At 64.1% G+C, this 24,372-nt stretch carries 26 protein-coding genes and 1 pseudogene; 12 read left to right on the top strand and 15 right to left on the bottom strand.

Going from position 1 to position 24,372, the window contains the following annotated elements:
- Both ACYPYD_RS11605 and ACYPYD_RS11600 read right to left on the bottom strand, forming a co-directional pair.
- Nucleotides 1-257: transposase (locus ACYPYD_RS11605; protein WP_459663269.1), on the bottom strand; the 257-nt coding region annotated here is incomplete at its 3' end.
- Between the two features lie 437 nt (nt 258-694).
- Nucleotides 695-1,483 (bottom strand): hypothetical protein, encoded by a 789-nt coding sequence (locus tag ACYPYD_RS11600; RefSeq protein ID WP_459663268.1) that lies wholly within the window; start codon nt 1,481-1,483, stop codon nt 695-697.
- 598 nt (nt 1,484-2,081) lie between these two features.
- Between ACYPYD_RS11600 and ACYPYD_RS11595 the strand changes: the two genes are divergently transcribed.
- From ACYPYD_RS11595 to istA, 4 genes and pseudogenes are all read left to right on the top strand, one after another.
- Nucleotides 2,082-2,426 (top strand): integration host factor subunit alpha, encoded by a 345-nt coding sequence (locus ACYPYD_RS11595; protein ID WP_459663267.1) that lies wholly within the window; start codon nt 2,082-2,084, stop codon nt 2,424-2,426.
- Between the two features lie 74 nt (nt 2,427-2,500).
- A complete protein-coding gene (locus ACYPYD_RS11590) occupies nt 2,501-2,809 on the top strand; it encodes a hypothetical protein (RefSeq protein WP_459663265.1) in 309 nt (102 codons plus the stop codon).
- A gap of 92 nt (nt 2,810-2,901) precedes the next feature.
- The gene (locus ACYPYD_RS11585) at nt 2,902-3,294 is read left to right on the top strand and encodes a group II intron maturase-specific domain-containing protein (RefSeq protein ID WP_459663263.1); all 393 of its coding nucleotides are present in this window, start codon (nt 2,902-2,904) and stop codon (nt 3,292-3,294) included.
- A gap of 186 nt (nt 3,295-3,480) precedes the next feature.
- Nucleotides 3,481-4,479, top strand: a pseudogene (gene istA, locus ACYPYD_RS11580) (IS21 family transposase); the annotation flags it as partial.
- A 921-nt stretch (nt 4,480-5,400) separates the two neighbouring features.
- On the opposite strand, the gene ACYPYD_RS11575 reads toward istA, so the two are convergent.
- Nucleotides 5,401-5,571: a hypothetical protein gene (locus ACYPYD_RS11575; protein WP_459663262.1), complete on the bottom strand. Its 171-nt coding sequence runs from the start codon at nt 5,569-5,571 to the stop codon at nt 5,401-5,403.
- A 227-nt stretch (nt 5,572-5,798) separates the two neighbouring features.
- Between ACYPYD_RS11575 and ACYPYD_RS11570 the strand changes: the two genes are divergently transcribed.
- On the top strand, nt 5,799-5,981 hold the full coding sequence (locus tag ACYPYD_RS11570; RefSeq protein WP_459663260.1) for a hypothetical protein: 183 nt from the start codon (nt 5,799-5,801) through the stop codon (nt 5,979-5,981).
- Nucleotides 5,982-5,991: 10 nt separating this feature from the next.
- Here ACYPYD_RS11570 and ACYPYD_RS11565 read toward each other — a convergent pair whose 3' ends face one another.
- Both ACYPYD_RS11565 and ACYPYD_RS11560 read right to left on the bottom strand, forming a co-directional pair.
- The gene (locus ACYPYD_RS11565; RefSeq protein WP_459663258.1) at nt 5,992-6,180 is read right to left on the bottom strand and encodes a hypothetical protein; all 189 of its coding nucleotides are present in this window, start codon (nt 6,178-6,180) and stop codon (nt 5,992-5,994) included.
- Nucleotides 6,181-6,260: 80 nt separating this feature from the next.
- A complete protein-coding gene (locus ACYPYD_RS11560; protein ID WP_459663256.1) occupies nt 6,261-6,635 on the bottom strand; it encodes a thermonuclease family protein in 375 nt (124 codons plus the stop codon).
- Between the two features lie 121 nt (nt 6,636-6,756).
- On the opposite strand from ACYPYD_RS11560, the gene ACYPYD_RS11555 reads away from it, so the two are divergent.
- Nucleotides 6,757-7,290, top strand: a complete 534-nt coding sequence (locus ACYPYD_RS11555; RefSeq protein ID WP_459663254.1) for a hypothetical protein — start codon at nt 6,757-6,759, stop codon at nt 7,288-7,290.
- A 370-nt stretch (nt 7,291-7,660) separates the two neighbouring features.
- Here the strand turns inward: ACYPYD_RS11555 and ACYPYD_RS11550 are convergent, their stop codons facing one another.
- Together ACYPYD_RS11550 and ACYPYD_RS11545 are read right to left on the bottom strand one after the other, a co-directional pair.
- The gene (locus tag ACYPYD_RS11550; RefSeq protein ID WP_459663252.1) at nt 7,661-8,158 is read right to left on the bottom strand and encodes a DUF4760 domain-containing protein; all 498 of its coding nucleotides are present in this window, start codon (nt 8,156-8,158) and stop codon (nt 7,661-7,663) included.
- Between the two features lie 462 nt (nt 8,159-8,620).
- Nucleotides 8,621-8,905: an integration host factor subunit beta gene (locus tag ACYPYD_RS11545; protein ID WP_036525893.1), complete on the bottom strand. Its 285-nt coding sequence runs from the start codon at nt 8,903-8,905 to the stop codon at nt 8,621-8,623.
- 317 nt (nt 8,906-9,222) lie between these two features.
- Between ACYPYD_RS11545 and ACYPYD_RS11540 the strand changes: the two genes are divergently transcribed.
- The 4 genes from ACYPYD_RS11540 to ACYPYD_RS11525 all read left to right on the top strand — a co-directional run bounded on the left by ACYPYD_RS11540 (nt 9,223) and on the right by ACYPYD_RS11525 (nt 14,224).
- Nucleotides 9,223-10,875 (top strand): peptide MFS transporter, encoded by a 1,653-nt coding sequence (locus tag ACYPYD_RS11540; RefSeq protein ID WP_459663250.1) that lies wholly within the window; start codon nt 9,223-9,225, stop codon nt 10,873-10,875.
- A 109-nt stretch (nt 10,876-10,984) separates the two neighbouring features.
- Nucleotides 10,985-12,322 (top strand): amidohydrolase, encoded by a 1,338-nt coding sequence (locus ACYPYD_RS11535; RefSeq protein ID WP_459663248.1) that lies wholly within the window; start codon nt 10,985-10,987, stop codon nt 12,320-12,322.
- Nucleotides 12,319-13,611, top strand: a complete 1,293-nt coding sequence (locus ACYPYD_RS11530) for an amidohydrolase family protein (protein ID WP_459663246.1) — start codon at nt 12,319-12,321, stop codon at nt 13,609-13,611. Before ACYPYD_RS11535 ends, ACYPYD_RS11530 begins: the two co-directional genes overlap by 4 nt.
- A 235-nt stretch (nt 13,612-13,846) precedes the next feature.
- Nucleotides 13,847-14,224 (top strand): lysozyme inhibitor LprI family protein, encoded by a 378-nt coding sequence (locus tag ACYPYD_RS11525; protein ID WP_459663276.1) that lies wholly within the window; start codon nt 13,847-13,849, stop codon nt 14,222-14,224.
- A 289-nt stretch (nt 14,225-14,513) separates the two neighbouring features.
- Here the strand turns inward: ACYPYD_RS11525 and dxs are convergent, their stop codons facing one another.
- On the bottom strand, nt 14,514-16,436 hold the full coding sequence (gene dxs / locus ACYPYD_RS11520) for a 1-deoxy-D-xylulose-5-phosphate synthase (RefSeq protein WP_459663244.1): 1,923 nt from the start codon (nt 16,434-16,436) through the stop codon (nt 14,514-14,516).
- 94 nt (nt 16,437-16,530) lie between these two features.
- Between dxs and ACYPYD_RS11515 the strand changes: the two genes are divergently transcribed.
- Entirely contained in the window at nt 16,531-16,917 is a 387-nt protein-coding gene (locus tag ACYPYD_RS11515; RefSeq protein WP_459663242.1) for a VOC family protein, read from the top strand.
- Nucleotides 16,918-16,928: 11 nt separating this feature from the next.
- Here the strand turns inward: ACYPYD_RS11515 and ACYPYD_RS11510 are convergent, their stop codons facing one another.
- The 6 genes from ACYPYD_RS11510 to rpe form a co-directional block, all read right to left on the bottom strand.
- Complete coding sequence (locus ACYPYD_RS11510) at nt 16,929-17,390, bottom strand: Fur family transcriptional regulator (RefSeq protein WP_036525896.1); 462 nt, start codon at nt 17,388-17,390, stop codon at nt 16,929-16,931.
- A 46-nt stretch (nt 17,391-17,436) separates the two neighbouring features.
- Nucleotides 17,437-17,586 (bottom strand): hypothetical protein, encoded by a 150-nt coding sequence (locus ACYPYD_RS11505; RefSeq protein WP_459663240.1) that lies wholly within the window; start codon nt 17,584-17,586, stop codon nt 17,437-17,439.
- A gap of 170 nt (nt 17,587-17,756) precedes the next feature.
- Nucleotides 17,757-17,954 (bottom strand): hypothetical protein, encoded by a 198-nt coding sequence (locus tag ACYPYD_RS11500; RefSeq protein ID WP_036525817.1) that lies wholly within the window; start codon nt 17,952-17,954, stop codon nt 17,757-17,759.
- A 36-nt stretch (nt 17,955-17,990) separates the two neighbouring features.
- The gene (gene purH / locus ACYPYD_RS11495; protein WP_459663238.1) at nt 17,991-19,583 is read right to left on the bottom strand and encodes a bifunctional phosphoribosylaminoimidazolecarboxamide formyltransferase/IMP cyclohydrolase; all 1,593 of its coding nucleotides are present in this window, start codon (nt 19,581-19,583) and stop codon (nt 17,991-17,993) included.
- 453 nt (nt 19,584-20,036) lie between these two features.
- Nucleotides 20,037-21,911 carry a heparinase II/III family protein gene (locus tag ACYPYD_RS11490; RefSeq protein WP_069708515.1) on the bottom strand — a complete coding sequence of 625 codons (1,875 nt, stop codon included), beginning with the start codon at nt 21,909-21,911 and terminating at the stop codon, nt 20,037-20,039.
- 3 nt (nt 21,912-21,914) lie between these two features.
- Nucleotides 21,915-22,577, bottom strand: coding sequence for a ribulose-phosphate 3-epimerase (gene rpe / locus ACYPYD_RS11485; protein WP_036525820.1), 663 nt, complete (start codon nt 22,575-22,577; stop codon nt 21,915-21,917).
- Between the two features lie 245 nt (nt 22,578-22,822).
- Here rpe and ACYPYD_RS11480 point away from each other — a divergent pair, with 245 nt between their 5' ends.
- Nucleotides 22,823-23,332, top strand: coding sequence for a DUF2141 domain-containing protein (locus ACYPYD_RS11480; protein WP_008831395.1), 510 nt, complete (start codon nt 22,823-22,825; stop codon nt 23,330-23,332).
- Nucleotides 23,333-23,339: 7 nt separating this feature from the next.
- Here ACYPYD_RS11480 and ACYPYD_RS11475 read toward each other — a convergent pair whose 3' ends face one another.
- Nucleotides 23,340-24,230 (bottom strand): LysR family transcriptional regulator, encoded by an 891-nt coding sequence (locus ACYPYD_RS11475; protein WP_459663236.1) that lies wholly within the window; start codon nt 24,228-24,230, stop codon nt 23,340-23,342.
- Nucleotides 24,231-24,372: the final 142 nt, after the last annotated feature.

Genomic DNA, 24,372 nt, shown 5'->3' with positions numbered 1-24,372 from the left:
ATAAACGCCGACGGATCCGGCAACTGCCCCGTGCTCCGCTGCCCGTTCGCACTCTGGCGCTCCTGATACTTCCTGACCCATTTGCGCAGTTGGTTGGCGTTGACACCATGCTCCAGCGCAAGTCTCGCCACCGATATGCCAGGCTCGAGGCACGCCTCGATCAACCGTGCCTTCCCCGCACGACCATAATAGCGCCGGCCGTTACTCGTCACCCTTACAACCTCGAGCCCATAGGGGCCCATCGGTGCCAACTCCATGTGTCCACCTCTTACTTGGTGGACACATCCTTCACACCGCGTCACTCAACCGAACAGGTGCGCGGAATTTCGCGCTTACGCTTCATCAACTCGCCATAGCGCGAGTGGAAATCAGCCTCGCCGGGCTGGCCAGGAGGGGAGTATCGATCCCGTTCCGGCGGAAGCGCCAGTAGTCACGATACTTGCCTGAGGCGAGCTTCTTGCTGCCGTAACGTCGGCCCGGGGGAATCGCCTGAGGCGCACCACAGCGACGCCGCCAACACCTGGCGATTCATGATAGACTCGGCCCTTCGCGAAAACTGACGGAACTGCGTGGAAGGTCGGCGTTCAATGCGGCAGCGCGACCTCCTGACCGTGGCACCTAAGGGCGAAAAGCATACCCGATCAGGGGGTCGGCAAGTACGCTCCTCGCCCGCAAAGCCGCCGCGCTCGTCATGTCACCATCCGGCAACCAGGCGACCGGCTATAGCTCGATCAGTACCTTGGGCAGAGAAGACAACGGCTAGGTTCTTCGCACCTGGCCCGTAAAAATCCCCGACAAATTGGCCGGTGTACTGACCATCAACGGACCTAATTGTACCTGCCAAGCGCGTGTTGAGGTCAGGTCGGTATTGCCCCTGCAAAATGAAAGTCTGCCCTTCGACGTTCCACTGCGTCATAATCGTTCTCGCGGCGTAGTCGATCGACAACGGGATAGTGGCTGAGTTTGCGACTTCGCTCGGTTTTTCGCGCCTGAAGAGGCTGAACATCGCGACCGAGGTGACGCTCTCGGAACCGGTCAGGCGGAGTTCGGAATCCAATGTCTGCCGACCAACATTGGCGTATCGTATGACCTTGGTGCAGTTTGCTGGCTGACCCGGGGGATACGTGCACGGAAGCGTGGTCTCGAGATCGATGCGCGCCATCCAATCCTGTCGCAGGCCCAACCAGCGGAACGAGTAGTCTTGATCCGTGCCATGATAATACGATTCGAACGTGCTCCACGACGGAGGTCGGTCTTCGACTTTGCCCGAAAAGGTCTGGAAGTAGCTTCCGATTCTGGCGGTAGCTTCCTTCTTCGCGGCGTCCCAAGTGAAGGTGCCCGCGCTCGGGTTTTCCAGTAGGCGCGATGACGTGGCCTTGAAGACGTAAAACGGATCTGGAAGCGTCGCCTTCTCGTCATAGACAGAAACATATGTGATTTCCGCGACGGGTGCCTCGTCGAACAGATCCTTCGTGAAGTCCACTATTGAACTGTAAGACGCGGATGGTGAGGGCGTCGGGGTCGGTGCTGGCGAGGGTGTCGGGCTTGGCGCTGCGGTCGGCGCCGGCGTTGGAGTAGATCCGCCCCCGGAATCGTCACCTCCGCATGCTGAAACCAAGCAGAATGCCAACGTCGCCAAAGATAATTGGCGTCCTTGTTTGAGCACCGAAGTGCTCGCCCCCGTTTTCATGAATACCCCCGAATCCCACTGTGTGGTGAATCGTGCTTGGCTCATGCAGCGCTGGTCGGCAACATTTCGTTTTGGCGCGATAGACTTAGCTACGGCCGTATTGGCAAGCACGATCGCGGGCGCGATGGCAGGCGGAACCTGGCCCGCCGGCCCGCTGGCTATTCCTGGGAGCGCAACTCCAACGTCGAGCTCTTCGGCTCATCGCAATTCGAAGGTTTATGGTCAAAAGTGCATAGTCCGCCGCTGCCGCCGCAGTAGTGGCGCATCAGGCTCGGCGACTTGCAGGGGATCGCCGAGCCGTCCTGCGTGCAGTTGTGCCTAAATTGTCCCGTAAATCTATGATGTTGCTGATGCCGCTCACACGCTACCTTCCACAAGAAGGAGATTCGGCATGCAGCGAAGTGGCCAGACGTTGACCAGGGCAGAAATTGCAGAGGCTATCCAGCGCGAGGTTGGCGTCTCCGCAATCACCGCTCGGGATATGACCGATGGTGTACTTGCTCATATAGGTGAGGCGCTGCAGCGAGGCGAGAACGTGAAGATCACCGGCTTCGGAACCTTCCTGCTAAATGACAAGAATGCACGGGTGGGGCGCAATCCCCGCAGCGGTGAAGAGCATGCAGTCTCGGCGCGCCGGGTCGTTACCTTTCGGCCCAGCGAGACGTTGAAGAGCCGCGTGGCTCCGCCAGCGTCTATCGCTGCCGCTGACTCAGGAGCGGGGCCGCGCCCTCGTTGACGTGGTGCATTGCTGTGCGGTGAACTCTTCCGCCCTCGCGCGTTACATTAATGACATAGCGAAAGGAGAGGACGATGACATCGACCACCGAACGTGCACGAATGCACGACGACCTAAAGAACGTCGGCCTTCGCGCGCAGGCCACTGCCGCCGGGCTGGTCCAGCTCTGTAAGGAACTCAACGCCGCCGGCCTGCTCGATCAGGCCGCCATCGATCGCGTGAAGCATGCGATTGCCGATGAGATCGCACTGACGGCACCGCGCCCGATACCGCGCGCCAGTTTCCGTGAGGAGGTTTGCGAGCGGCTGGACGCTCTGTTTGCTGGTGATGAGAAGGTCGGGCCCGCCGAGCGCCTGTCGTTCGCCACGCAGGACAAGCGTTGATATAGCTTTGGCGTATCGGCGGGGACGCGGCCAAGCGGCAGATTACGCGCAGTGTCGCGCGGCGATCAGGACGAGAAAGCGCGACAATCAAGATGAGAATCCGGTGGGTCGGGATCGGCGTAGGGCGTAGGTGTGCCGGGTACCTGAACGGATGGTCGGCATATTACCGCCTCTGCACCGCAGAGGTGGCTTCTGAACTGGGGGTCGTTGACGCCCACGTTCGCCGTCGGCTCAGGGCGATCATCGTGCGTCAAAAGAAGCGTCCGCGCTTCTTGTTCCGGTACCTTTTGTCGCGCGGGGTCAGTCGCAAAGCCGCCGCTGGCACCGCGTATTGCGGAAAAGGGAGCTGGGCGAAATCCAATCGACCCGGGATCGTGAGGGCTTACCCTCCTTCATGGTTCCATGGACGACTGATCTCGCTCAAAGCTCGATGGCACGAGCTAAACCCCCCACGGGTCAATGACCAGTTCGTACTGGCACTCTGATATCGACCCAAGGAGCCGGATGCGTGGTCCGCATGTCCGGTTCTGAGAGAGCCGCGGTGGAGTAATCCGCCGCGGCTACTCGACCCCGTAGCCGGCCCTGACACACCGGAGGCACTCTTTGCCGGGTGCCTGTGATGGTCGTGGTGGCCGCTATGCATCGGTTTTCCGGGGAGGAGGACTGGTCGTGTGGCCGGCCGACACATCAACGATCATCAAGTGAGACTTTTCATGACCAACAGATGTTATGACCCCGTCGCCCTGGCGGCGGCGAAGGCCGGGTTCAGTCCGGCGACGGGCTATCGGGTTCTGCAGGACACCCGGCTGCCATCACAGCGGCAAACACCGCGCAGCCGGCGCCGACCCGAACCCCTTGCCGGTATTTTCGATGAAGTTGTCGTGCCGATGTTAGAGGCTAGCCCGGGTCTTCGGCCCATAGCGATCTTCGAGGAGCTGCGACGCCGATATCCCGAGACGGAGTTTGGCTCCCGGCGAACCCTGGAGAGGCGCATTCGCGACTGGCGCGCCGTCAACGGGCAAGATCGCGAAGTCATTTTCCGGCAAGTGCACGAGGCCGGGCGGCTCGGCCTGTCCGATTTTACGTGCATGGACGATCTGGGAGTTTCCATCGCCGGACAGCCCCTGGACCACCTGCTCTATCACTCCCGGCTTCCATGTGGCGGCTTCGAACACGGGCACATCATCCTGGGCGGTGAGAGCTTCGTCGCCTTGGCCGAAGGGCTGCAGAACGCGCTCTGGTCCGCAGGCGGCGCGCCGAAGCTTCATCGTACCGACAGCCTCTCGGCCGCCTTCCGCAATCTGGACGCGGATGCCAGGATTGACTTGACCAAGCGTTATGACGCGCTCTGTGACCATTATGGAATGGAGCCCACGAGGAACAACCGGGGCGTTGCCCATGAGAACGGCGCGATCGAGAGTGCCCATGGCCATATCAAGGCTGCCATAAGGGATGCGCTGCTGCTGCGCGGGAGCGCCGACTTCTCCGACCTTGCCGACTATCGCCGCTTCATCGACGAGGTCGTGAATGCGCGCAATCGGCGGCACGGCCCCGGGATCGATGTCGAACGCAAGTTCCTACGGCCGCTGCCGGACGTGCGCACCACCGATTACGAGGAGATCCTCGTGACGGTCACATCCTCGGGCGGCTTCACGTTGCGCAAGGTGTGGGCGCGGCTATGCCCGCCAGTGCTGAAGATGGCCTCGGCGGTATGGTCCGGTGTCACACTCCTGTCGCTGTGACATGGTGGGCCGCCAGGCAGGGAAGGGACATGGCTTCGGCCCAGATCGGCGTGACAGGACTGGCGGGACGATGCGGCACACCATTCGTCCGATTTCAACGGAAATGGCATGCGTCGCCGGAAACGGTCCTCTCAGCGCGTTGAGGTATCGAAACGCCCCGTGGCCATCTCGCGCTCACATCGCCTCTGTGCGCCCCGCGCCAGCAGAACAACGGGGCATGCCTGAGAATGTTTGCGGGTCCTACCTGCGCGCCCTCCGCACCGTAAGCGCTGTGGAACCGCTTTTTTCGGGTCAGACCCATTTCTGGGGGTTCGTCACAGTTAGAAGAGCGAGTTTGGAGCAGGCAAACGCGCAAGTTCGACACCGGAGATACTAAGCGATGCGCGTCGCGTCGTGTTTGGGTGTCGGGAGCGACACGGGAACGTCACTCGGCAGCGCGCCCAACTCAACTTGCTCAGGGCTCAGTCCATCCCGCCTCAATCGAACTGAAACGAAATGTTCACTATTGGTCGCAAGGTCAGATGCAGCGACCCGAGGCAACCTGTCGCCTCTTCCTACCCGGCGTTTCCACCCCCTGGACGCCGGGTATTTTGTGCTCAGTTCATTCCGAGCATTTTCGATGCTCGACGCGATACAAACCAGTGCCACAAGCGCGACATTTGGTGACGTAATGAAGGCCATCCCAGGCTGCATGTCGCCGATCAGGCTGGTGAAGTCCAAGCGAGCAACGGATTGCGGGAGGAAGAATGCGCATCACGCTCTTTCAATGCCCACTCCGCAATTGACGAAGCAGGCTGACCATAAGCCTATGACGAGTCAAGGTTGTGGCCGGAGTGTTCGTTCGGGCTGTCAGTCAGCTGCCGCCTTCTCGGTCGCGCCCTGATCCGGGCCGGGGCGTTCAAGCACCTTCGTGCTCGCCCCAACGATAGCCATGCCGAGAAGGAACATGATGATTAATCCGCCGACGATGAAACGGAGGTTCTTCGGCTTGCCGCCTTCGTGTCCGCCGGCGGGCGTCATGGTGTCTTGGTCGCGATTGGGCAATGTGATCTCCGGGCAATTGAGCGCTGCTGGGCTGAGCTGGCTCGGCCGCATACCGATGAGAGCGATTGCCGGGCCACAGGTGCAGGAACACCTGTCCACTCAAAGAGACGGACTGAAAATTCGTTCCATGCTCGGCTGCGTGGAACGTTTGCCGCACCGTCGGCATCTACCTTTGTGGGTGAAGGCCCGCCAGGGAGAGGCACATGACGGAAGAAGGGCGTGAAGAGCATCCAGAGGTTGACGCTATCACCGCCGATGAGGTCGCAACCGGCATGACCGACGAGCAGTTGGTTTCTGCTTGGGATGCGGTGCAAGACTTGGACAACCTCACCGATGTTGAACAGGCGGTGCTGGCGGAAATCGAGAGGCGGCAGCTCAATCTTTGAGCACCTGACCTTACCGCGGATCGGTTGGCACGACGAACGCGCTGGAAAATTTCCGTTGCCCAGCGAGCACGGACAGCATGCGGCCGAATAGCCGAATCAAATCCTCTTCGTCGGCCGGCCAGCCATGTTGCGGCACCTCGGCGAGCGCGCGGGCTATATCGGCATCGCTGACCTGTGTGAACGGAACGGACTGACCCACGTGCACCTCCATCAAATCGGCTTAATGGTTGCCTGGATTGCGCGTGACAGCCAGTTACAAGGCTGAAACCGGCGCGGCGGTCACTTGCGCCACGGTCGCGCCAGTCCCCGCGCGATCAGGTATTCGCCCGCATCCCGGTCGCCGACATAGATCTGCGCCAGCGTCCGGCCATACCTGTCCTGCCCAACACGCTCGATCGTGACGCGCCCGGTCAGTACGAACGCTCGCAGCGCATCTCTGCTCTGCGCCCCGGCGCGATAATCGCACCATGCCGGGTTCTTGGACCCCGCCAACCGCTGGCGCTGCTGCGGAGAGCAACGCGGGCTGTCCGTCAGCTCGGGCGCGTCGATGTTGGCGATCCGCACCTTTTCACGGGTGCAAAGGGTCAGGGTGTCGCCGTCATGAATGTTGGCGATGCACAGGCCGGCTGCGGCGGCGAGGATAAGAAGGGACATTGTGCGGCGCTATATCGACCGGCCAGCGATTGGAAGCGAGCATTCCTGGGTCCCGGCGGCCTTGACCGAGTTACAACCGGCACTCTAATCCCCCATCGCGCTGTGATCGGCATGGGGTGATATGGGCTTTTTGAGATCGATCCGAGCGAAGGTCAGCAGCGCGAATAGCGCATTGGCAGACGTAAAAAAGAGCTGGCAGGACGAGATCCTGACCGTCCGGGAAACCTCGGTAACCCAGAGAGAGCAGAAACTCGAAATCCTGCGGGAGTCCCTCGAAAAGGAGAGAAGGGATTTCGAGAAAGACCGCCTCAAGCACAAAACGGTCTACGGCCTCGTCACTATCGCCGTTGCCATTTCAGCATTTTTCTCCGGCCATTTCGTTGCTAGTCACCCGGAAATATTCGTCGTGGAGGCCCGTCCGCCGGAAAAGACCAGCGATGCCAAGGGCGTCCCGCGCCCGGACGCGGCGGAACCCGTTACCATCAGAACCGCCCCCGCAACCGTCACTGAATGCACAAGTCGCGGGATCGAGTATTTCAAGGAAATTGGGTCATATCCCACCTTGCATTCCGAAGCAGAAAGGGGCCGGTCTGCGGAAGAGGTGGCCGCCGAGCGATGCAGCAGATCGCTAGCTGCATTCGGATTCTTCGACTGACCTCGCAGCCTCTCATCCCTCGCAGTTTATCCGCAACACTCTTGCCCATTCCTTTCCTGGAGCACGGAGGACGATGTGCTGCGACACCTTCACGTCAAGCAGACGATGCGGGCGCTCAGAGCCGATGAAGCTGATGGTTCCCCTGTAGGATCTGCTCCAACGCCTCCCGCAAAACCCTATTCTTGCCGGCTAGTGCTAGTATGGCGGTGGCAGACTGGCGGCGCCAGCGATAGCTCGAACTGACGAACCGGCACCGCTGCGCATGCTCATCGGGCGATGGCGGCCACCCTACTAACTCTTCCGCAACGGTCAGCTCTGCAAGGGCCAATGGCGGTCCGTAGGCTACCGTTGCCGAACAAATAGGCCGGGGTTAAAACCAGAGGCGGGTCCACGTTTTTCGGCTCGGCATTCTCGGGCCCTGCAGCCAGTGTGCGAGTTCTTCAAATTCGTGATAGATGGCTGGCGAGTTCAAATCTGCTCGCAGTTTGTAGATGAAAGGGGCCGCATGGCCCCAATCTCGAATTATGGTGCTGCGATAATACCGTGAGATGATTGGCAGATCGAATGTGCCAAATTGAACGCCCACTGCTAACATTTCGTAGTCGTTGAGGACCGTGCGTATAGCTGCAATCTCGTCAGCATGGGCATTGGCGGGAGCCAGCGGCGCTGGGCATGCATATGTGGCGAGACCGCCAGGGCGATCTGTCAACTCGATGAAAGTCTTTCGCGCATCGATCATGTCCCTATCGGAACCGATTCGCCTGAAGTGTTCCATCGTTGCCGACCGTCGGGCGACGACGCGTGTCGTGATAATGCCCCACACCGCAACAACCGCAGCTATGGCAGCAGTTATGAAAATGGCCTCCATTTCAGTAAGGGAGGCCATTCCAAAAAGGTTAGGAGTGGTGTCGGGGGCAGGGGTCAGCGGGTGCCTCCCCAGCCCTCACGCGCGTAATTAGCCATATCGATCCTCCTTTGCAAAAACACTGACGACTATCGGAATAACCGACCGTCCTCGTCGGTTCCCTATATGAGGCTTGAACCCTTAACTGCAACTTAAATGTACGAATATCGCATACGGCTGCGGTAGTCTGCGGTGCGTTTGGAGGTCTCCAAAAACGGTAAGCTCATTCCGCACAGGCTTTCCGCAGTCCGCAGTCTTCCGTGGCCAAGCGGATAGGACAAATTGCGGAAGATGCCAGAATCGGACGCTGCGATCCGGATTTTAAGTCCGCAGCGTCTACCATTCCGCCACGCCCGCACGGCCCGGCTGGGCGTGGCAGCGTCTAGCCGCCTGTGAGCGGCGGCGCAATCTTCTGAACGCGGTCTTCTATTCCCCGACGTTGAGGCGGACGCGCATTTCCTTGCCGGGCTTGAAGTAGGGGACGCGCTTTTCCGGTACTTCGACGCTTTCGCCGGTGCGCGGGTTGCGGCCCTTGCGGCCGTCGCGGTGGCGGGTGGAGAAGGCGCCGAACCCGCGCAGTTCCACGCGCCCGCCGTCGGCGAGGCGCTGGCTGATCTCCTCGAAGAAGGTATCGACGGCGCGTTCGACGTCCTCGGCACGCAGTTCCGGGTTGTCCTTGCCCAGTACCTGAAGCAGTTCGGACCTGATCATCGCGACTTTCCCCCAAAAAAGCGTGCCCATGGCGGCAAGGTGTTAAAAATTGTTCACCCGCGCACCGAAACAGAAAATTACGTCTGGCCTCCCCATGGCCTGTCGTGAAAATGCCACCAGCGTGCGCTTCGCGCAATGCCTCGCGTGAGATGCGCAAAAGTGATCATTTGAGCGTGGGGCAAGCACCATCCGTGGCGGCCTCGCCCCATTTACAGGGGAAAATAGCGCGCTAACCTCCTGTTCCTTCACGCGCGGCCGGTGGCCCGCGGGACCAAGAAACAATATACAAACATTCAGGGCGCGAAGGCATCAGCACCATGAAAGACATGTCACTCTGGACGGAAGGGGACTGGATCGGCGCTGCGGGCGCGGTCTTCCTCTTCGCCGTACTCGCCGTGGGCGGCATCATCGCCACCCGCAAGAGCGATGAATTCGCAGGCCATCCTCGCGGCCTCTTCGTGCTGTTCTATGCCGAGATGTGGGAGCGCTTCTCCTACTACGGCATGCGGGCGCTGCTGATCCTCTACCTCGTCAAGTTCTGGCTGTTCTCGGACGGCCAGTCGAACCTGATCTACGGGGCCTATACCAGCCTCGTCTACATCACCCCGGTGCTGGGCGGCTATATCGCCGACCGCTGGCTGGGGCAGCGCAAGGCCGTGCTGTTCGGCGGCATCGTGCTCGCGGTGGGCCACCTGTTTATGGCCTACGAGGGCCTGCAGGGCGTCACCGACCCGGCGACGAAGCAGGGCGACCCGGCAATCAATGTATTCTGGCTGGCGCTGGCGCTGATCATCGTCGGTTCGGGCTTCCTCAAGGCGAACATCTCGGTGATCGTCGGGCAGCTCTACAAGATGACCGACACGCGGCGCGACGCGGCCTACACGATCTTCTACATGGGCGTGAACACCGGCGCGACGCTGGGCACGATCCTCGTCGGTTATCTGGGCGAGACGATCGGCTGGTCGTGGGGTTTCGGCCTTGCGGGCATCGGCATGCTGCTGGGCCTCGTCATCTTCGTGCTCGGCCGCCCTGCGCTCAAGGGCCGGGGCGAGCCGCCCAAGCCGCTGACGAAGAACCGCGAGTTCACGCTATACGGCGTGGCCATCGCCTCGGTCGCGGTGATCTGGTTCCTGATCCAGTACGTCTCCGTGATCCAGACCCTGCTGATGGTCTCGGGCGTCGCGATGCTTGCCTATACGCTCTACGAAGCGTTCAAGCTGCCCAAGGAACCGCGCGAGCGTATCTTCGCGATCCTGTTCCTGATCGCGCTCAACCCGATCTTCTGGGGCCTGTTCGAGCAGGCGGGCGGCAGCCTCAGCCTCTATACCGACAAGTTCGTCGATCGCGGCGGAGTGCCGACTAGCCTCTTCCAGTCGATCAACCCGATCTACATCGTTCTGTTCGGCCCCATTTTCGCGGGTCTGTGGGCCTGGCTCGGCAAGAAAGGCCTTGAGCCCAGCGCACCTGCCAAGTTCGCGCTGGCGCTGGCGCAGGTGGGCCTCGGCTTCCTCGTCTTCGTCTGGGGCGCGGGCACCGGCGATCCGGCGGTGATGACCTCGGTGGTCTTCGTGTTCCTGATCTACATGCTGCATACGACCGGCGAGCTGTGCCTGTCGCCCGTGGGGCTCTCGGCGATGACGCGCCTGGCGCCGCTGCATCTGGGCAGCTTCATCATGGGCGCGTGGTTCTACATGACCGCCGTGGGCAACTTCGTGGCGGGCAAGATCGGCGAGGCCACCGGCGGCGAAAGCGGCACCATGGACAAGGCGCTGACCCTCTCGATCTATTCGAAGATCGGCTGGATCACGCTGGGCGTGGCGGTCGTGGTGCTGGCGGTCTCGCCGCTGGTCAGACGCTGGATGCACCTCGACACGCTGGCGGACCGGGGCATGGACGCCGACCTTGAGGGGCAGGCCGGGATCGGGCTGGAGGCACAGGAAGCGGGCCTCCACCCGACCATCAGGCACTGAGAATTACTGACCGGCCCGGGATGCTCCCCGGGCCGGTTTCGTATTGCAACAGGGGAAATTGCCAATGAGGGAAACGCCTTGGAAGCGGCGTCTGCTGTGTGGCCTGGCCATGAGCGCCGCTCTCGTGATGACCACGCAGGCCGCCGATGCGAAGAAGAAGGACAAGGACGCGAAGTCCGGACCAGCACCCTATGCTTCGACTTACAAGCCCTATCCGGGCCGGCCGACGGCGCTGGTCGGAGCGACGGTCTATGACGGGCGCGGTGGGCGGATCGACAACGGCACCGTCCTGTTCGAGAACGGCAAAGTCGTCGCCGTCGGGGCGGCGGACCTAGCGATTCCGGCCGGTTACGATCGCGTGGACGGCTCCGGCAAGTTCGTGACGCCGGGCGTGATCGACATCCACTCGCACCTCGGCGTCTATCCCAGCCCTTCGGTCGATGCGCTGTCGGATGGCAACGAGATGACCAGCCCGACCACGCCGGACGTCTGGGCCGAGCATTCGGTCTGGCCGCAGGACCCCGGTTTCACGCGGGCGCTGATCAACGGCGGCGTCACCACGCTGCAGATTCTCCCTGGTTCCGGCAACCTCATCGGCGGGCGGGCGGTGACGCTCAAGAACGTGCCCAGCCGCACCGTGCAGGGCATGAAGTACCCCGGGGCGCCCTATTCGCTGAAGATGGCCTGCGGCGAGAATCCCAAGCGGGTCTATGGCGCCAGGAACCAGAAGCCCATGACTCGCATGGGGAATTTCTCGGTCGACCGGCAGGCGTGGATCGATGCGAAGCAGTACATGGACGGCGACCATGCCGAGCGCGATCTTGGCAAGGACACTCTCGAAGGCGTGCTGAAGGGCGAAATTCTCGTTCAAAATCATTGCTATCGCGCCGACGAGATGGCGCAGGTCCTCGATATGGCCAAGGAGATGGGCTACAAGGTCACCGCCTTCCACCACGCGGTCGAGGCTTACAAGATCGGCGACCTGCTCAAGGCCAACGACGTCTGCGCCGCGATCTGGGCGGACTGGTACGGCTTCAAGATGGAAGCCTACGACGGAATCCCTGAAAACGCGGCGCTTTTGGCCAAGCAGGGGGCCTGCGTGGTGATCCATTCCGATGACGAGAACGGCATTCAGCGGCTTAATCAGGCGGCGGCGCGGGCGCAGGCGGCGGGGCGGCGGATCGGGGTGGACGTGCCCGATGAGCAAGTCGTCGGCTGGTTCACCCACAATGCCGCCAAAGCCATGGGAATCGGGGATAAAACCGGCAGTCTGGAGGCCGGGAAGATGGCCGACGTGGTGCTCTGGAACGGCAACCCGCTGTCGGTTTATTCGCGCCCGGAGAAAGTCTGGTCGGATGGCGCGCTGCTCTATGACGCCGATGATCCCAAGCGAAAGCCGGTCAGCGATTTCGAACTTGGCCAGCCCGGCGAAGGAGACGTGAAATGAAGCGCCTGATCCTCGCCATCCTGCTCGGCGCCGCGCCGATTTCCGTTTCCGCTCAGGATTTTGCCATCACCAACGCGACCGTTGGCACCGGCGACGGCAGCGCCCCGATCGAACACGCAACCGTCGTCGTCCGGGCTGGAAAGATCGTTTCGGTAGGACGGGACACGGCGGCACCGGGCGGCACCCAAGTGATCGACGGGACGGGCAAGTGGGTCACACCGGGCCTGTTCTCCGCCGTCACCGACCTCGGCTTGTGGGACGTCGAAGCGGTCGATGACAGCAACGACACCTCGGCTGAAAAGTCCCCCTTCAACGCCGCGCTCGATGTCGCCACCGCGCTCAACCCGTCCAGCGAACACATCGCCGTCAGCCGCGAAGGGGGCGTCACCCGCGCCAGCGTCGCGCCGATGAACGGAGCCTCGATCTTCGCCGGACAAGGCGCCGTGATCGACCTCGGCCAGGACGCGGCGATCGTCATGAAGCCGCGCGCGTTCCAGTACGTGGAGCTTGGCGAATCGGGCGCGCGTCTCTCCGGCGGCAGCCGCGTCGCGGCGCACACCGCGCTGCGCAACGCCCTGCGTGAAGCCCACGAAGTCGCCGCGCTGCCGGTAGCCGCGCAGCGGCAGGGCGACGTCCTTCTGACCCGCGCCGATGCTGCCGCGCTGGCGAAAGTCATCGACGGCACGCAGACCCTCTACGTCGGCGTCGAACGCGCCTCGGACATCCGCGGCGTCCTCGCGCTCAAGGCCGAGTTTCCCAAGCTCGACCTCGTCCTCGTCGGCGTCACCGAAGGCTGGCTCGTCGCGCCGCAGATCGCGGCGGCGGGCGTGCCCGTCGTGACGATGCCGATGCGCGACCTGCCCGCCACCTTCGAGACGCTGGCCGCCACCATGTCCAACGTCGGCCGCATGAAGAAGGCCGGCGTCAAGGTCGCCATCGGCATGTTCATGGGCATGGACCAGCCCCGCAACGCCCCGCAGCAGGCCGGCAACCTCGTCGCCCTGACGAAGATCCCCGGCGCCTCGGGCCTCACCTGGGGCGAAGCACTGGCGGCGATCACCTCGATCCCGGCCGAGATCAGCGGGTTCGGTGGAAAAGCGGGCGTCCTCGCCCCCGGCGCGGCGGGCGACGTGGTGCTGTGGGACGGCGACCCGCTCGAACTGTCTTCCGCGCCGGTCTCGGTGTGGATCGACGGGGTGAAGCAGCCCGTGGACAGCCATCAGGCGCGGCTGCGCGAACGGTACAAGGATCTGGACGAGACCTATCTGCCCAAGGCCTACGACTGGTAAGAGAGAAGGTAAGGCAGGGGGCCCATCACCCCCTGCACCCCCGTTACTGGCGTCGTCGCGCGTGAGGCGGGGCTGCGTGCATATTGATGGCCTGCGGCAGTTGTCAGAGGCGCCACGGCAGCTTTCGCCCCAGGTTTGCCGATCCGACGACTGCCCGACGTGCCCGATAGCGGTCATTGGGATCGTCTGGTATGACGGCACAATGCGAAGATCACTTGCCCTCACACTTGTGAGCATGGCCGCCTTTGGTTTGGCCGGACGCGCTTTGGCTGACAGCTCGAGCTCGCGCGCATCGCCCTGCTGGAGCAAGGGGGGCACGTTCGACATTGCCGAGTGCTTCTTCAAGGTAGGAGCTCAATCGGACGCCGAGCTGAATAGCTTGTACGGCAAGATCACGCGGGTTCTTGGTCCGGAGTACCTCCGCCAGCTTCAAAATTCTGAGCGCCTGTGGATTGCCTACCGGGATGCAACCTGCAAAGCTGAAAAGAGCCTCTGGGATGGAGGCACCGGCGGCAACCCGGCATATCTTGCTTGTATAGATGATGAGACACGGCACCGCCTAGATTATCTGCAAACGACATATCGACTGCGGCTACAGAAGCTTGAGCGGTAGAGACAGGCCCTGTGCCCCAAAAGCGGCCCGAGCGCTTTCCACCCTCTATCGTCATTCCCGCGAAGGCGGGAACCCATCTCCTGACGGCTTGTGTTGCCCGGGCATCAGTTGAGCTCCCACTTTCGCGGGAATGACGAAGTGCGATTAACCAGGTTCCTGAGTTATTCGTCTACGTCGAAAGCTGCGCAAATAATCACGCAAGGCTGGAAATCCTGTTCAACGCGGCTGCGCGCGCGGCGCCGACAATATCGGTGTCTGGGGCGATGGCCCCAGGACTTCCCATAAAACGTTAAGCCCGCGCCTCGTTCACCCCTGCGCTGTTATGCCGCAGCGCCTTCAGCACCGTATCGACGATCTGCGGTGCGTTCAGCCCTGCTTCGTCGTACTGCGTCTCGGGCTTGTCGTGGTCCTGGAAGGTGTCGGGCAGGCGCATGGTGCGGATTTTCAGCCCGGCGTCGGTCAGGCCTTCGTCGCTGGCCATCGTCAGCACGTGGGCGCCGAGGCCGCCGATCGAGCCTTCCTCCACGGTCACCACGACTTCGTGGGACAGCATCAGGCGGCGGATGAGGTCGGTGTCGAGCGGCTTGGCAAAGCGAAGGTCGGCCACGGTGGTGGACAGGCCCTTGGCCTCCAGCAGGTCGGCGGCTTTGAGGGCTTCGCCGAGGCGGGTGCCGAGCGACAGGAGGGCGACCTTGGTGCCTTCACGCACCACGCGGCCCTTGCCGATCTCCAGCAGTTCGGGAGTCTCGGGCAGGGCGGCGCCGGTGCCGTTGCCGCGCGGGTAGCGGAAGGCGATGGGGCCTGCGTCGTATTGCGCGGCGGTGTGGACCATGTGGACCAGTTCGGCTTCGTCGGCCGCGGCCATGACCACCATGTTGGGCAGGGTGGCGAGGTAGGTGACGTCGAACGAGCCGGCGTGGGTGGCGCCGTCCGCACCGACGAGCCCGGCGCGGTCGATGGCGAAGCGCACGGGCAGGTTCTGGATCGCCACGTCGTGCACGACCTGGTCGAAGGCGCGCTGCAGGAAAGTGGAGTAGATCGCGCAGAACGGGCGCATCCCCTGCGCGGCGAGGCCCGCCGCGAACGTGACGGCGTGCTGTTCGGCGATACCGACGTCGAAGCTGCGTTCGGGGAACATCTGCGCGAACTTGTCTAGGCCCGTGCCCGACGGCATCGCGGCAGTGATCGCGCAGATCGTGGCGTCCTTTTCCGCTTCGGCGACGAGGGCCTTGGCGAACGTGCCGGTGTAGCTGGGCGGACCGGCGGGGGCCTTGGCCTGCTCGCCGGTGATGACGTCGAACTTCTGGACGCCGTGGTACTTGTCCGCCGCGCTTTCGGCCGGGCCGTAGCCCTTGCCCTTCTGCGTGACGACGTGGACGAGGATCGGGCCTTCGCCGGCGTCGCGCACGTTTTCCAGTACCGGGACGAGGGCGTCGAGGTCGTGGCCGTCGATCGGGCCGACGTAATAGAAGCCCAGTTCCTCGAACAGGGTGCCGCCCATGGCCATGCCGCGCGCGAATTCGTCGGTCTTCTTGGCGGCGAGGTGCAGCGGGCGCGGCAGCTTGCGGGCGAACTTGCGGGCGAGTTCGCGCAGGCCCAGGAACTGGCCCGAGGATACGAGACGCGCGAGATAGGCCGAGAGGCCGCCGACCGGCGGGGCGATCGACATGTCGTTGTCGTTGAGGATGACGACGAGGCGGTTTCCGGCCTCGCGCGCATTGTTCATCGCCTCGTAGGCCATGCCTGCGCTCATCGCGCCGTCGCCGATCACGGCGATGCCGCGGCCGGGCTGGCCCTTGATCTTGCTGCCCATGGCGAAGCCGAGCGCGGCGGAGATCGAGGTGGAGCTGTGGGCGGTGCCGAAGGGGTCGTATTCGCTTTCGGACCGCTTGGTGAAGCCCGAGAGGCCGCCGCCCTGGCGCAGGGTGCGGATACGGTCGCGGCGGCCGGTCAGGATCTTGTGCGGGTAAGCCTGGTGGCCGACGTCCCAGATCAGGCGATCGACGGGCGTGTCGAAGACGTAGTGGATCGCTACGGTCAGTTCGACCACACCGAGGCCGGAGCCGAGGTGGCCGCCGGTCTGACCCACGGCCGAGATCATCTCGGTCCGCAGTTCGTCGGCAAGCTGGCGCAGCTGCGCGGGCTTCAGCCTGCGCAGGTCATCGGGAGTCGAAACCGTGTCGAGCAAAGGAGTGGCCGGATTGGCGTTCATTTGTCGGCCCCTTACACCTTTGAGACTTGCGTGTCGATTGACCGTGACTGTTAATCTGCGTCAAGAGCAGGCGATTGGAATGAAAGGGGATACAATGGCGATCGTTCCTGAGGCACGCGCGATTACGTTCATCTCTACGACCGACCGCGCGCGGGCCGAAGCGTTCTATGGCGATGTGCTGGAACTGCCGGAACTGTCGCTGGACGAGTACGCGACGATCTACGACATGGGCGGCGGGGCGATCCTGCGGCTGACCTCGAACCGGGAATGGGAATCGCACGAGTATACCGTGCTCGGCTGGTCGATCCCCGATATCGAGGCGACGATGGCGCAGCTGCGCGCGAAGGGGGTCGAGTTCCTCGTGTTCGATGAGGAGAATCAGGACGTCGGGGGGCTCTGGACGTCGGTGGACGGCGCGATGAAGGCCGCGTGGTTCCGTGATCCCGACGGCAACCTGCTCAGCCTGACGCAGACGAGCTGAGGGGGCTTCCGCTAGCTACACTGCGCACAGATGCCGCGCAGTTCCACGACCGGGCGCACGTCGGCGAAGCCCGCGCCCTTGGCGGCGGCGATGAGGGCGCCGGTCAGCTTGTCGTCGTCGATGTGGACGGCTTGGCCGCAGCTGTCGCAGATCAGGAAGATGCAGTCGTGCTGGCAACCCGGGTGGCTGTTGGCGACATAGGCATTGGCGCTCTCGACCCGGCGGGCGAGGTTGGTGCGCACGAACAGGTCGAGGATGCGGTAGACGCTGTTGGGCGCCACCCGCTTGCCGCGCAGGGCCGAGACGCTCTCGGCAAGATCGTAGGCGGAGGCGGGGCGTTCCCGCTCGGCGAGGGCGCCGAAGACGTCGGCGCGCATCTCGGTCCACTGCTCGCCCGCTTCGACGAGGGCGTTGCGGGCGGCCGATACAAGGCTGTCGCCGGAATGTTCGTGGTGATGATGGTTGCCGGACATGGCGCCCATATGGGGCCTGTCGCGGACTTGTGCAATCAGTGCAGGCTTACTCGGCCTGAGCGGCCTGTGCAGGCGGCACGAGATCGTTCGAGAGCGGTGAGACATGGCCGATACCCATCGCGCCGAGCACCAGCAGCGCGCCGCCGGCGAAGCCGAAGGCGAAGTAGCGGTAGAAGTCGGCCTTGAAGATACCCATGACGTCTGCTTTCGAAGTGTCTCTTTGGGGAACGGCGTGATACCGGTCCGGAAAATGTGTTGCGCCCCTTTGGCCGCAAATGGGTTGCCGTCCAGTGAACGGAACCGTTAACAAGTGCAATTATCGATGAACGGTTGATCGCTAGCGATGAACGGCGGGAACGTTCGATCTCAGTACGAGTATGCTGCGGCCACGGAGATCGCGACTAGCACCAGCACCGGCAGCGCCGCGCAGCCGAAGGGCAGAGCGGCGGCGCCTAGCGCACTCAGCGGAGAGTTCAGGCGGCCCAGCCTCAAAAGCACGGCCGCGAGGGTAAGTCCGGCAAGGAAGCCGACGACGACGAGGGGGCCGAGTCCGGTGACCATCATCGTCGCTGCTTCTCCTGCCGGGTTACTGGGTTACCCTTAGTGCTTGAAATGACGCATGTTCGTAAAGACCATTGCGAGACCGGCCTCGTCGGCCGCAGCGATGACCTCGTCGTCGCGAATCGAGCCGCCCGGCTGGATCACCGCCGTTGCGCCCGCCTCGGCAGCAGCGAGCAGGCCGTCAGCGAAGGGGAAGAAGGCGTCGGATGCAACTGCTGAACCGACGGTGCGTGCCTGCGCCCAGCCGAACTTCTCGGCGGCTTCGGCGGCCTTCATAGCGGCGATGCGCGAGGAATCGCGGCGGTTCATCTGACCCGCGCCAATGCCGGCGGTGACGCCGTCTTTCGCATAGACGATCGCGTTGGACTTGACGTGGCGGGCCACGGTCCAGGCGAACAGGCAGTCGGCCAGTTCCCGATCGGTCGGCGCGCGCTTGGTGACGACCTTGAGATCGTCGAAGCCGATGGCGCCGTTGTCGCGGCCCTGCACCAGCAGGCCGCCGGTGATCTGGCGCACGGTCAGGCCAGCGCGGCGCGGATCGGGCAGCTCGCCGGTCAGCAGGAGGCGCAGGTTCTTCTTCTTCGCGAAGAAGGCGCGGGCTTCCTCGTCGGCGTCGGGGGCGACGACGACTTCGGTGAAGATCTTGCAGATCGCCTCTGCGGTCGGGCCGTCCAGCGTCTGATTGACGGCGACGATGCCACCGAAGGCCGAGACGTCGTCACAGGCCAGCGCGCCTTCCCAGGCACCCAGCAGCGTATCGCCTTGGGCGACGCCGCAGGGGTTGGCGTGCTTGACGATGACGACGGCGGGCTTCTGGCCCCGGAACTCGGCGGCGAGTTCGAGCGCGGCGTCGGCGTCATTGTAGTTGTTGTAGGAAAGTTCCTTGCCCTGCACCTGCTCGGCCTGCGCCAGCCCCTTGGTGAACGGGCCGACCGGCGTGTAGAGCGCGGCCTTCTGGTGCGGGTTCTCGCCATAGCGCAGCGTGGTCGAGAGGCGGCCGTTGACGCTGAGCATCTCGGGGAACTCGAGGCCTTGGTCGGCGAAGGCGAACCATTGGCTGATCATCGAATCGTAGGCGGCGGTCTGCGCATAGGCGCGCGCGGCCATCAGCTTGCGGAAGCCCAGCGTGGTGCAGCCATCGGTCGCTTCCAGCTCGACCATCAGGCCTTCGTAGTCCTTGGGGTCGGTGACGATGGTGACGAAGGCGTGATTCTTGGCCGCCGAGCGCACCATCGAGGGGCCGCCGATGTCGATGTTCTCGATGATCTCGTCGCGGCTTGCACCCTTGGCCACGGTCGCCTCGAAGGGGTAGAGGTTGACGACGACGAGGTCGATCGCGCCGATGGCGTGTTCGGCCATGGCGGCGGCGTGCTCGGGGTTGTCGCGCACGGCGAGGAGCCCGCCGTGGACCATCGGGTGCAGCGTCTTGACGCGGCCGTCCATCATCTCGGGGAAGCCGGTGATGTCGGAGATGTCCTTCACCGTCAGGCCCGCATCACGCAGCGCCTTGGCGGTGCCGCCGGTCGAGACCAGTTCCACCCCGCGATCGCTGAGCACTTTGCCCAGTTCGGCGAGGCCGGTCTTGTCGGACACGGACAACAAGGCGCGGCGGATCTGGACGGAATCGGTCATGAGGCGGGCTTCCCTGGCGAGTGGCTCTTTGCGCGCGCCCTTAGGACGGCAGGGCCACGGGGGCAAGGGCGGGGCCGCTTTCCGGGGCGCGGGTTGGGCGGGGCGGTGAAGGAGCGTTAACCGCTGCCGCCCGCCGTTTTCGGCTAAGCCGCTGGAGCAGCGCGGGGAACCCCGAATTCTGGCTGCAGAGGGGGGTGATTGAAATCAAAGTAGAAACAACAATCCTGATCATCATGGCGTGCCTGGTCTTCACGACGCTTGTTCTCAAGATCGTGGAGATGAGCCGCAACAAGTGATGACGGGCGGGGGATGGGCTGGCACCTGTCCCCCAAACGGCGAAAGGCGCGCCACTGGCATGGCGCGCCTTTCTTTGTTCGAAGGTGATTTTCATCAAACCAGAAACAACAATGCCAATATACACGGCCCATCGGGGGCTTCAAGGCGCGGTTACCATCAATTCATCTTCTTGATGATCCACCCGAACGTCCCGCCGCCGCGCGAGACCATGCCCTGCACGACGATCTGCTGCGTCGCCTGCGGGCGGCCCTGACCATCGACCCACAGCGAATCCTCGACCGTCATCTCGCCCTCGTCGGTTGCGGAGCGGAACTGCCAGTAGCTGCCGTCGGGCAGCGACAGCCCGGCGCCCTTGCCGTCGGCGGTGAGGTTGACGTCCACCTCCGGGCCGAGGTGGAAGCGGATCGCGAAGCCCACCTTGCCGCGCTTGCCCTTCTTGCCGGCCGGAAGCAGCAGGTCTTCGCCGCGCAGTTCGCTGCCGTCGTCGCGCAGCAGCAGGATGCGCTGGTGGGTCAGGCCATAGCGGGTGGCATAGCCGTTGTGGCTGGCCTCCAGCCGGGTGGCGTTAGAGCCGGTTTCCTGCGGCAGGGTCTTGCGGTCAACCGCCACTTCGGTGACGCCTGATCCGATCATGCCGTTGATCAACACGGCCGTGGAATTCGCGTCATCGAGGGTCAGCGTCGAGTGCGCCGCCGTCGCCCGCAAGCCCTGCTCAAGCCGGACGGGAACCAGCCCGCCGCCGCTCGCCGCGCCGCCGCAGTTGACGACGATGCGATGCGGCCCATGGGAGAACTCGAAGGCGAGCGTCGAGGCGCAGCCGAAGCGGGCCTGCGCGGGCATCGGCGGCGGCGCGGTATCGAATTGCAGGATCGACTTGTGCGCGGAGACACGCTGGTAGCCCCATTGGCGCACGTCGCGTAAGGGGCGGGTGCGCACGCCGCTGGCCTGGATCAGCGCCTCGACGTCCGCGCCGTCGACGGCCCAGCCGCCCTGCCACGAACCGAGGCCGCCGTCGCCGTGCGTCAGCGCCAGCAGTGGCGGCACCAGCAGTTCGACCACGCGCTCAACGGCGGGCGGGGCGTCGCGGCGGGTGGCGTGATAGCAGCCGCGCAGCCGCACCAGAAGCGCGATCGCTTCCATCTGCGCGAGCGGACTGCGCGACAGGACGCCGCCGTCGTCGCCCATCAGTTCGCCGAGCGCCTTGATCAGCCCGGCCTCGCCATAGAGGCGGCGGGGGCGGCCGTCGGGCAGCAGCAGTCCGGCGGCAACGATGCCGACCCAGCCCGCCACTTCGGCAAGACCGTCCTCGGCATTGGTGACGTGGCGATCGAGCCAGCGCGCGGTGGCGGCGATGTGTGCCAGCGTGCGGATGCGCAGCGCCTTCTCGCCCGAGAGGATCAGCGGGGCATGGGCCAGCCAGTTGGCAAGGCGCGCGCCGGTGTTGCCCACGCTCCACGCCGGGCCTTTGCCCGGCTTTGTGGGGGGCTTGGGGTTGGCCTGAAGCCAGGCCATGAGCACGCGTTCCGCGACCGGCGCGGCCTGTTCGCGCGCGGCGCAGGCTTCGAGGTCTGTGAGCCACGAGAAGGAGTGAACGACCTTCTCCAGCGGCGGAGTGACCCGCGCGGCACCGGCGAAATCGACCTGTGCGATCGGCGTCTTGGCGCCGTGGACGAGGAAGTGCCCGGCCCGGATCGCGGTGCCCGCCGCGCGGCTGCCGGGCAGGGTGTTGTTGACGGTCGCCAGCAGCCGAGTGCGCGCCTTCTTGCCCATCGGCCCGGACAGCATCGCGCCGGGCACGCCAAGGCGATAGGCCATGCGGATCAGCCGCTCGCCGACGCCCACAGACGGCGGCGAGAAATCGACCAGCGCCAGCGCACGACCGGGCTCGATATGGGGCGTTTCGGCCGGAGCGGGCGCGCGGTTGTCAGCAATTCCGGTCACCACACCCTCCTCAGTCTCACGGGACAGGGGAAGCGCCCGGGCATTATCCGGGTTCCATGCCGCCGGGCTGAAGCGGGTGTCGGCGCCCATGCCTTATTCGAGGCCCTTGAGGGTCTTGATGTTCGCTGCGTACTGCGACGGCCCGCCCTTGAAGGTCGCGGAGCCCGCCACCAGCACGTCGGCACCGGCCGAGACGCACAGCGGCGCGGTCTTGGCATCGACGCCGCCGTCGACTTCGAGGCGGATGTCGCGGCCGGATTTGTCGATCATCTTGCGTACGGCCTCAATCTTGCGAAGCTGGCTGGAGATGAAGCTCTGGCCGCCGAAGCCGGGGTTGACGCTCATGATGAGGACGAGGTCGATGTCGTCGATCAGGTAGTCGAGCATCTTGGCCGGCGTCGCCGGGTTCAGCGAGATGCCCGCCTTCTTGCCGAGGTTATGGATCGTTTGCACCGTGCGGTGGACGTGGGGGCCGGCCTCGGGGTGGACGGTGATGTAGTCCGCGCCCGCGTCCGCGAAGGCTTCGAGATAGGCATCGACCGGAGAGATCATCAGGTGGACGTCGAAGGGCTTGGCGCTGTGCGGGCGCAGGGCCTTCACCACGGCGGGGCCGATGGTGATGTTGGGGACGAAGTGGCCGTCCATGACGTCGACGTGGATCCAGTCGCAGCCTGCCTCGTCGATGGCGCGCACTTCCTCTCCGAGCCGGGCGAAGTCGGCGGACAGGATCGAAGGGGAAATCAGCGGAATTGTCATGGCGGGAAACGAACGCTCCTTTTCCCAGCGATACGCCACTACATCTTGGGGCGACAAGCGTATGGGGGTGCGTTTTCCACACGCGATCTTGTGGCAAGACGCGTGGAGCTGCGTTTGCGTCCAGCCGGGGCTTTCGCGTGGTCTAACGGAAAGTTCAGTGCGGGTTCACCGCTTTTCGGGCACTTGGGCGCCACAGGAGGGTTTCAGGCTGCCAATTTGCCAAGAACCCAGTAGACGGAAAAGAGATGATCAAGACCAACGCCTTGCTTCGCCGTACCAGCACCGCCGCCGCGCTTGTCGCGATGGCCGGTCTCGCCGCGCCGGTTCCGGCGCTGGCCCAATATCGCAACGAGATCCCCAACGAGATGCGCCGCTGCCAGTCCGACAAGGGGCCGGCGATGATGGTCACCGTGGACGGCATCAAGTCGTCCTCGGGCAAGGTGCGCGTCCAGTCCTACCGCGCGACTTCGGGCGAGTGGCTGGTCAAGGGCAAGTGGCTCTCGCGCATCGAGGTTCCGGCCCGCGCCGGGTCCATGACCTTCTGCGTGCCGCTTCCGGCCTCGGGCACATACGGCGTCGCGGTGCGCCATGACGTCAACGGCAATGGCGAGACCGATATCCGCACCGATGGCGGTGCGATGTCGAACAACCCGTCGATCAACATCTTCAATCTTGGCAAGCCCAGCTACACCAAGGTCGGCGTGCCGGTGGGCGAGGGCGTGAAGTCGATCCGGATCCAGATGAAGTACATGTAAACCCGGGTCAGGCCCGCGTCTGGGCTGACATTTCTATGCGCAGTTCGCTCGCCCGGGCGAAGAGGTCGAGGATTACGGGGTCGCGTTCGCGCGTGCGGATCGCGGCCTCGAAATGCACGTGATGGCGGGGGCGCGGCAGTACCTCGCGCAAGTCTCCCGCGGCGAGGCGGTCGTGCACCATGGTCTCGGGCAGCACGGCGGCGCCCTGGCCGCTGGCGACGATCTCGATGAGGGTGCGCACATTGTTGCAGGTGTGCAGCGCGCGCGGGACGATGCCGTGGCCCTCCAGCGTCTCGTGCGTCACCGCGTGGAGCGGCGAGTGATCGGGCAGGGACCAGACCGGCAGCGCCTTCGCGAAACCGCCGTCCTGCGCCACTTCGGCGCCCGCGCACCATACCAGCTCCACCGAGCCGATCGAGGCCGTGCGCATCCCCGGGCTCGCGACCGGCCCGGCGAGGAACACGATGTCACGTGTGCCCGCCAGCAATTGCTGGAGCAGCGGCGCGGTGAGGTCGATCTCGATCTCCATGGCGACGCCGGGACGGTCGCGCTCGATGGCCTGGATGAAGGCGGGCAGGCAACTGGCCGCGGCGATCTCGCCCGAGCCGATACGCACGGCGGCGGTGGCGCCCGCGAAGTCGCTCGCCTCCAGCAGCACCTGTTCGAGGCCGTGGTAGAGCGGCTCGCTCGCCTGCACCAGTCGCCGTCCGCGCGCGGAGAGCACCATGCGCCGTCCCTCGCGCTGGAACAGCGGCACGCCCAGCTGCTCCTCGATCTCGCGCACACGCGCCGAGATGGCGGGCTGCGTGGTGTTGAGCCGCGCCGCTGCCGCCGCGAAGGTGCCGAGGCGATCGATCCACATCAGCGTTTCGAGATGGAACAGGGCGATGCGTTTCATAATCAGTGTCTATCGGAACCGATAAAAAACAATCGCTATTCGTGATGGGAGAAGCTGTCTAGGTTTTGTCTGCTGAAGTAGAGGCGGCACCGGCCCGCGCCCCCACCCGGCCACCCATAGGGTACTATCGTTGGGTGGCCGG

The organism is Novosphingobium sp. 11B, from assembly GCF_054589055.1.
The sequence above is the reverse complement of the archived record's forward strand: the minus strand, read 5'-3'. Positions and strand labels throughout refer to the sequence as shown.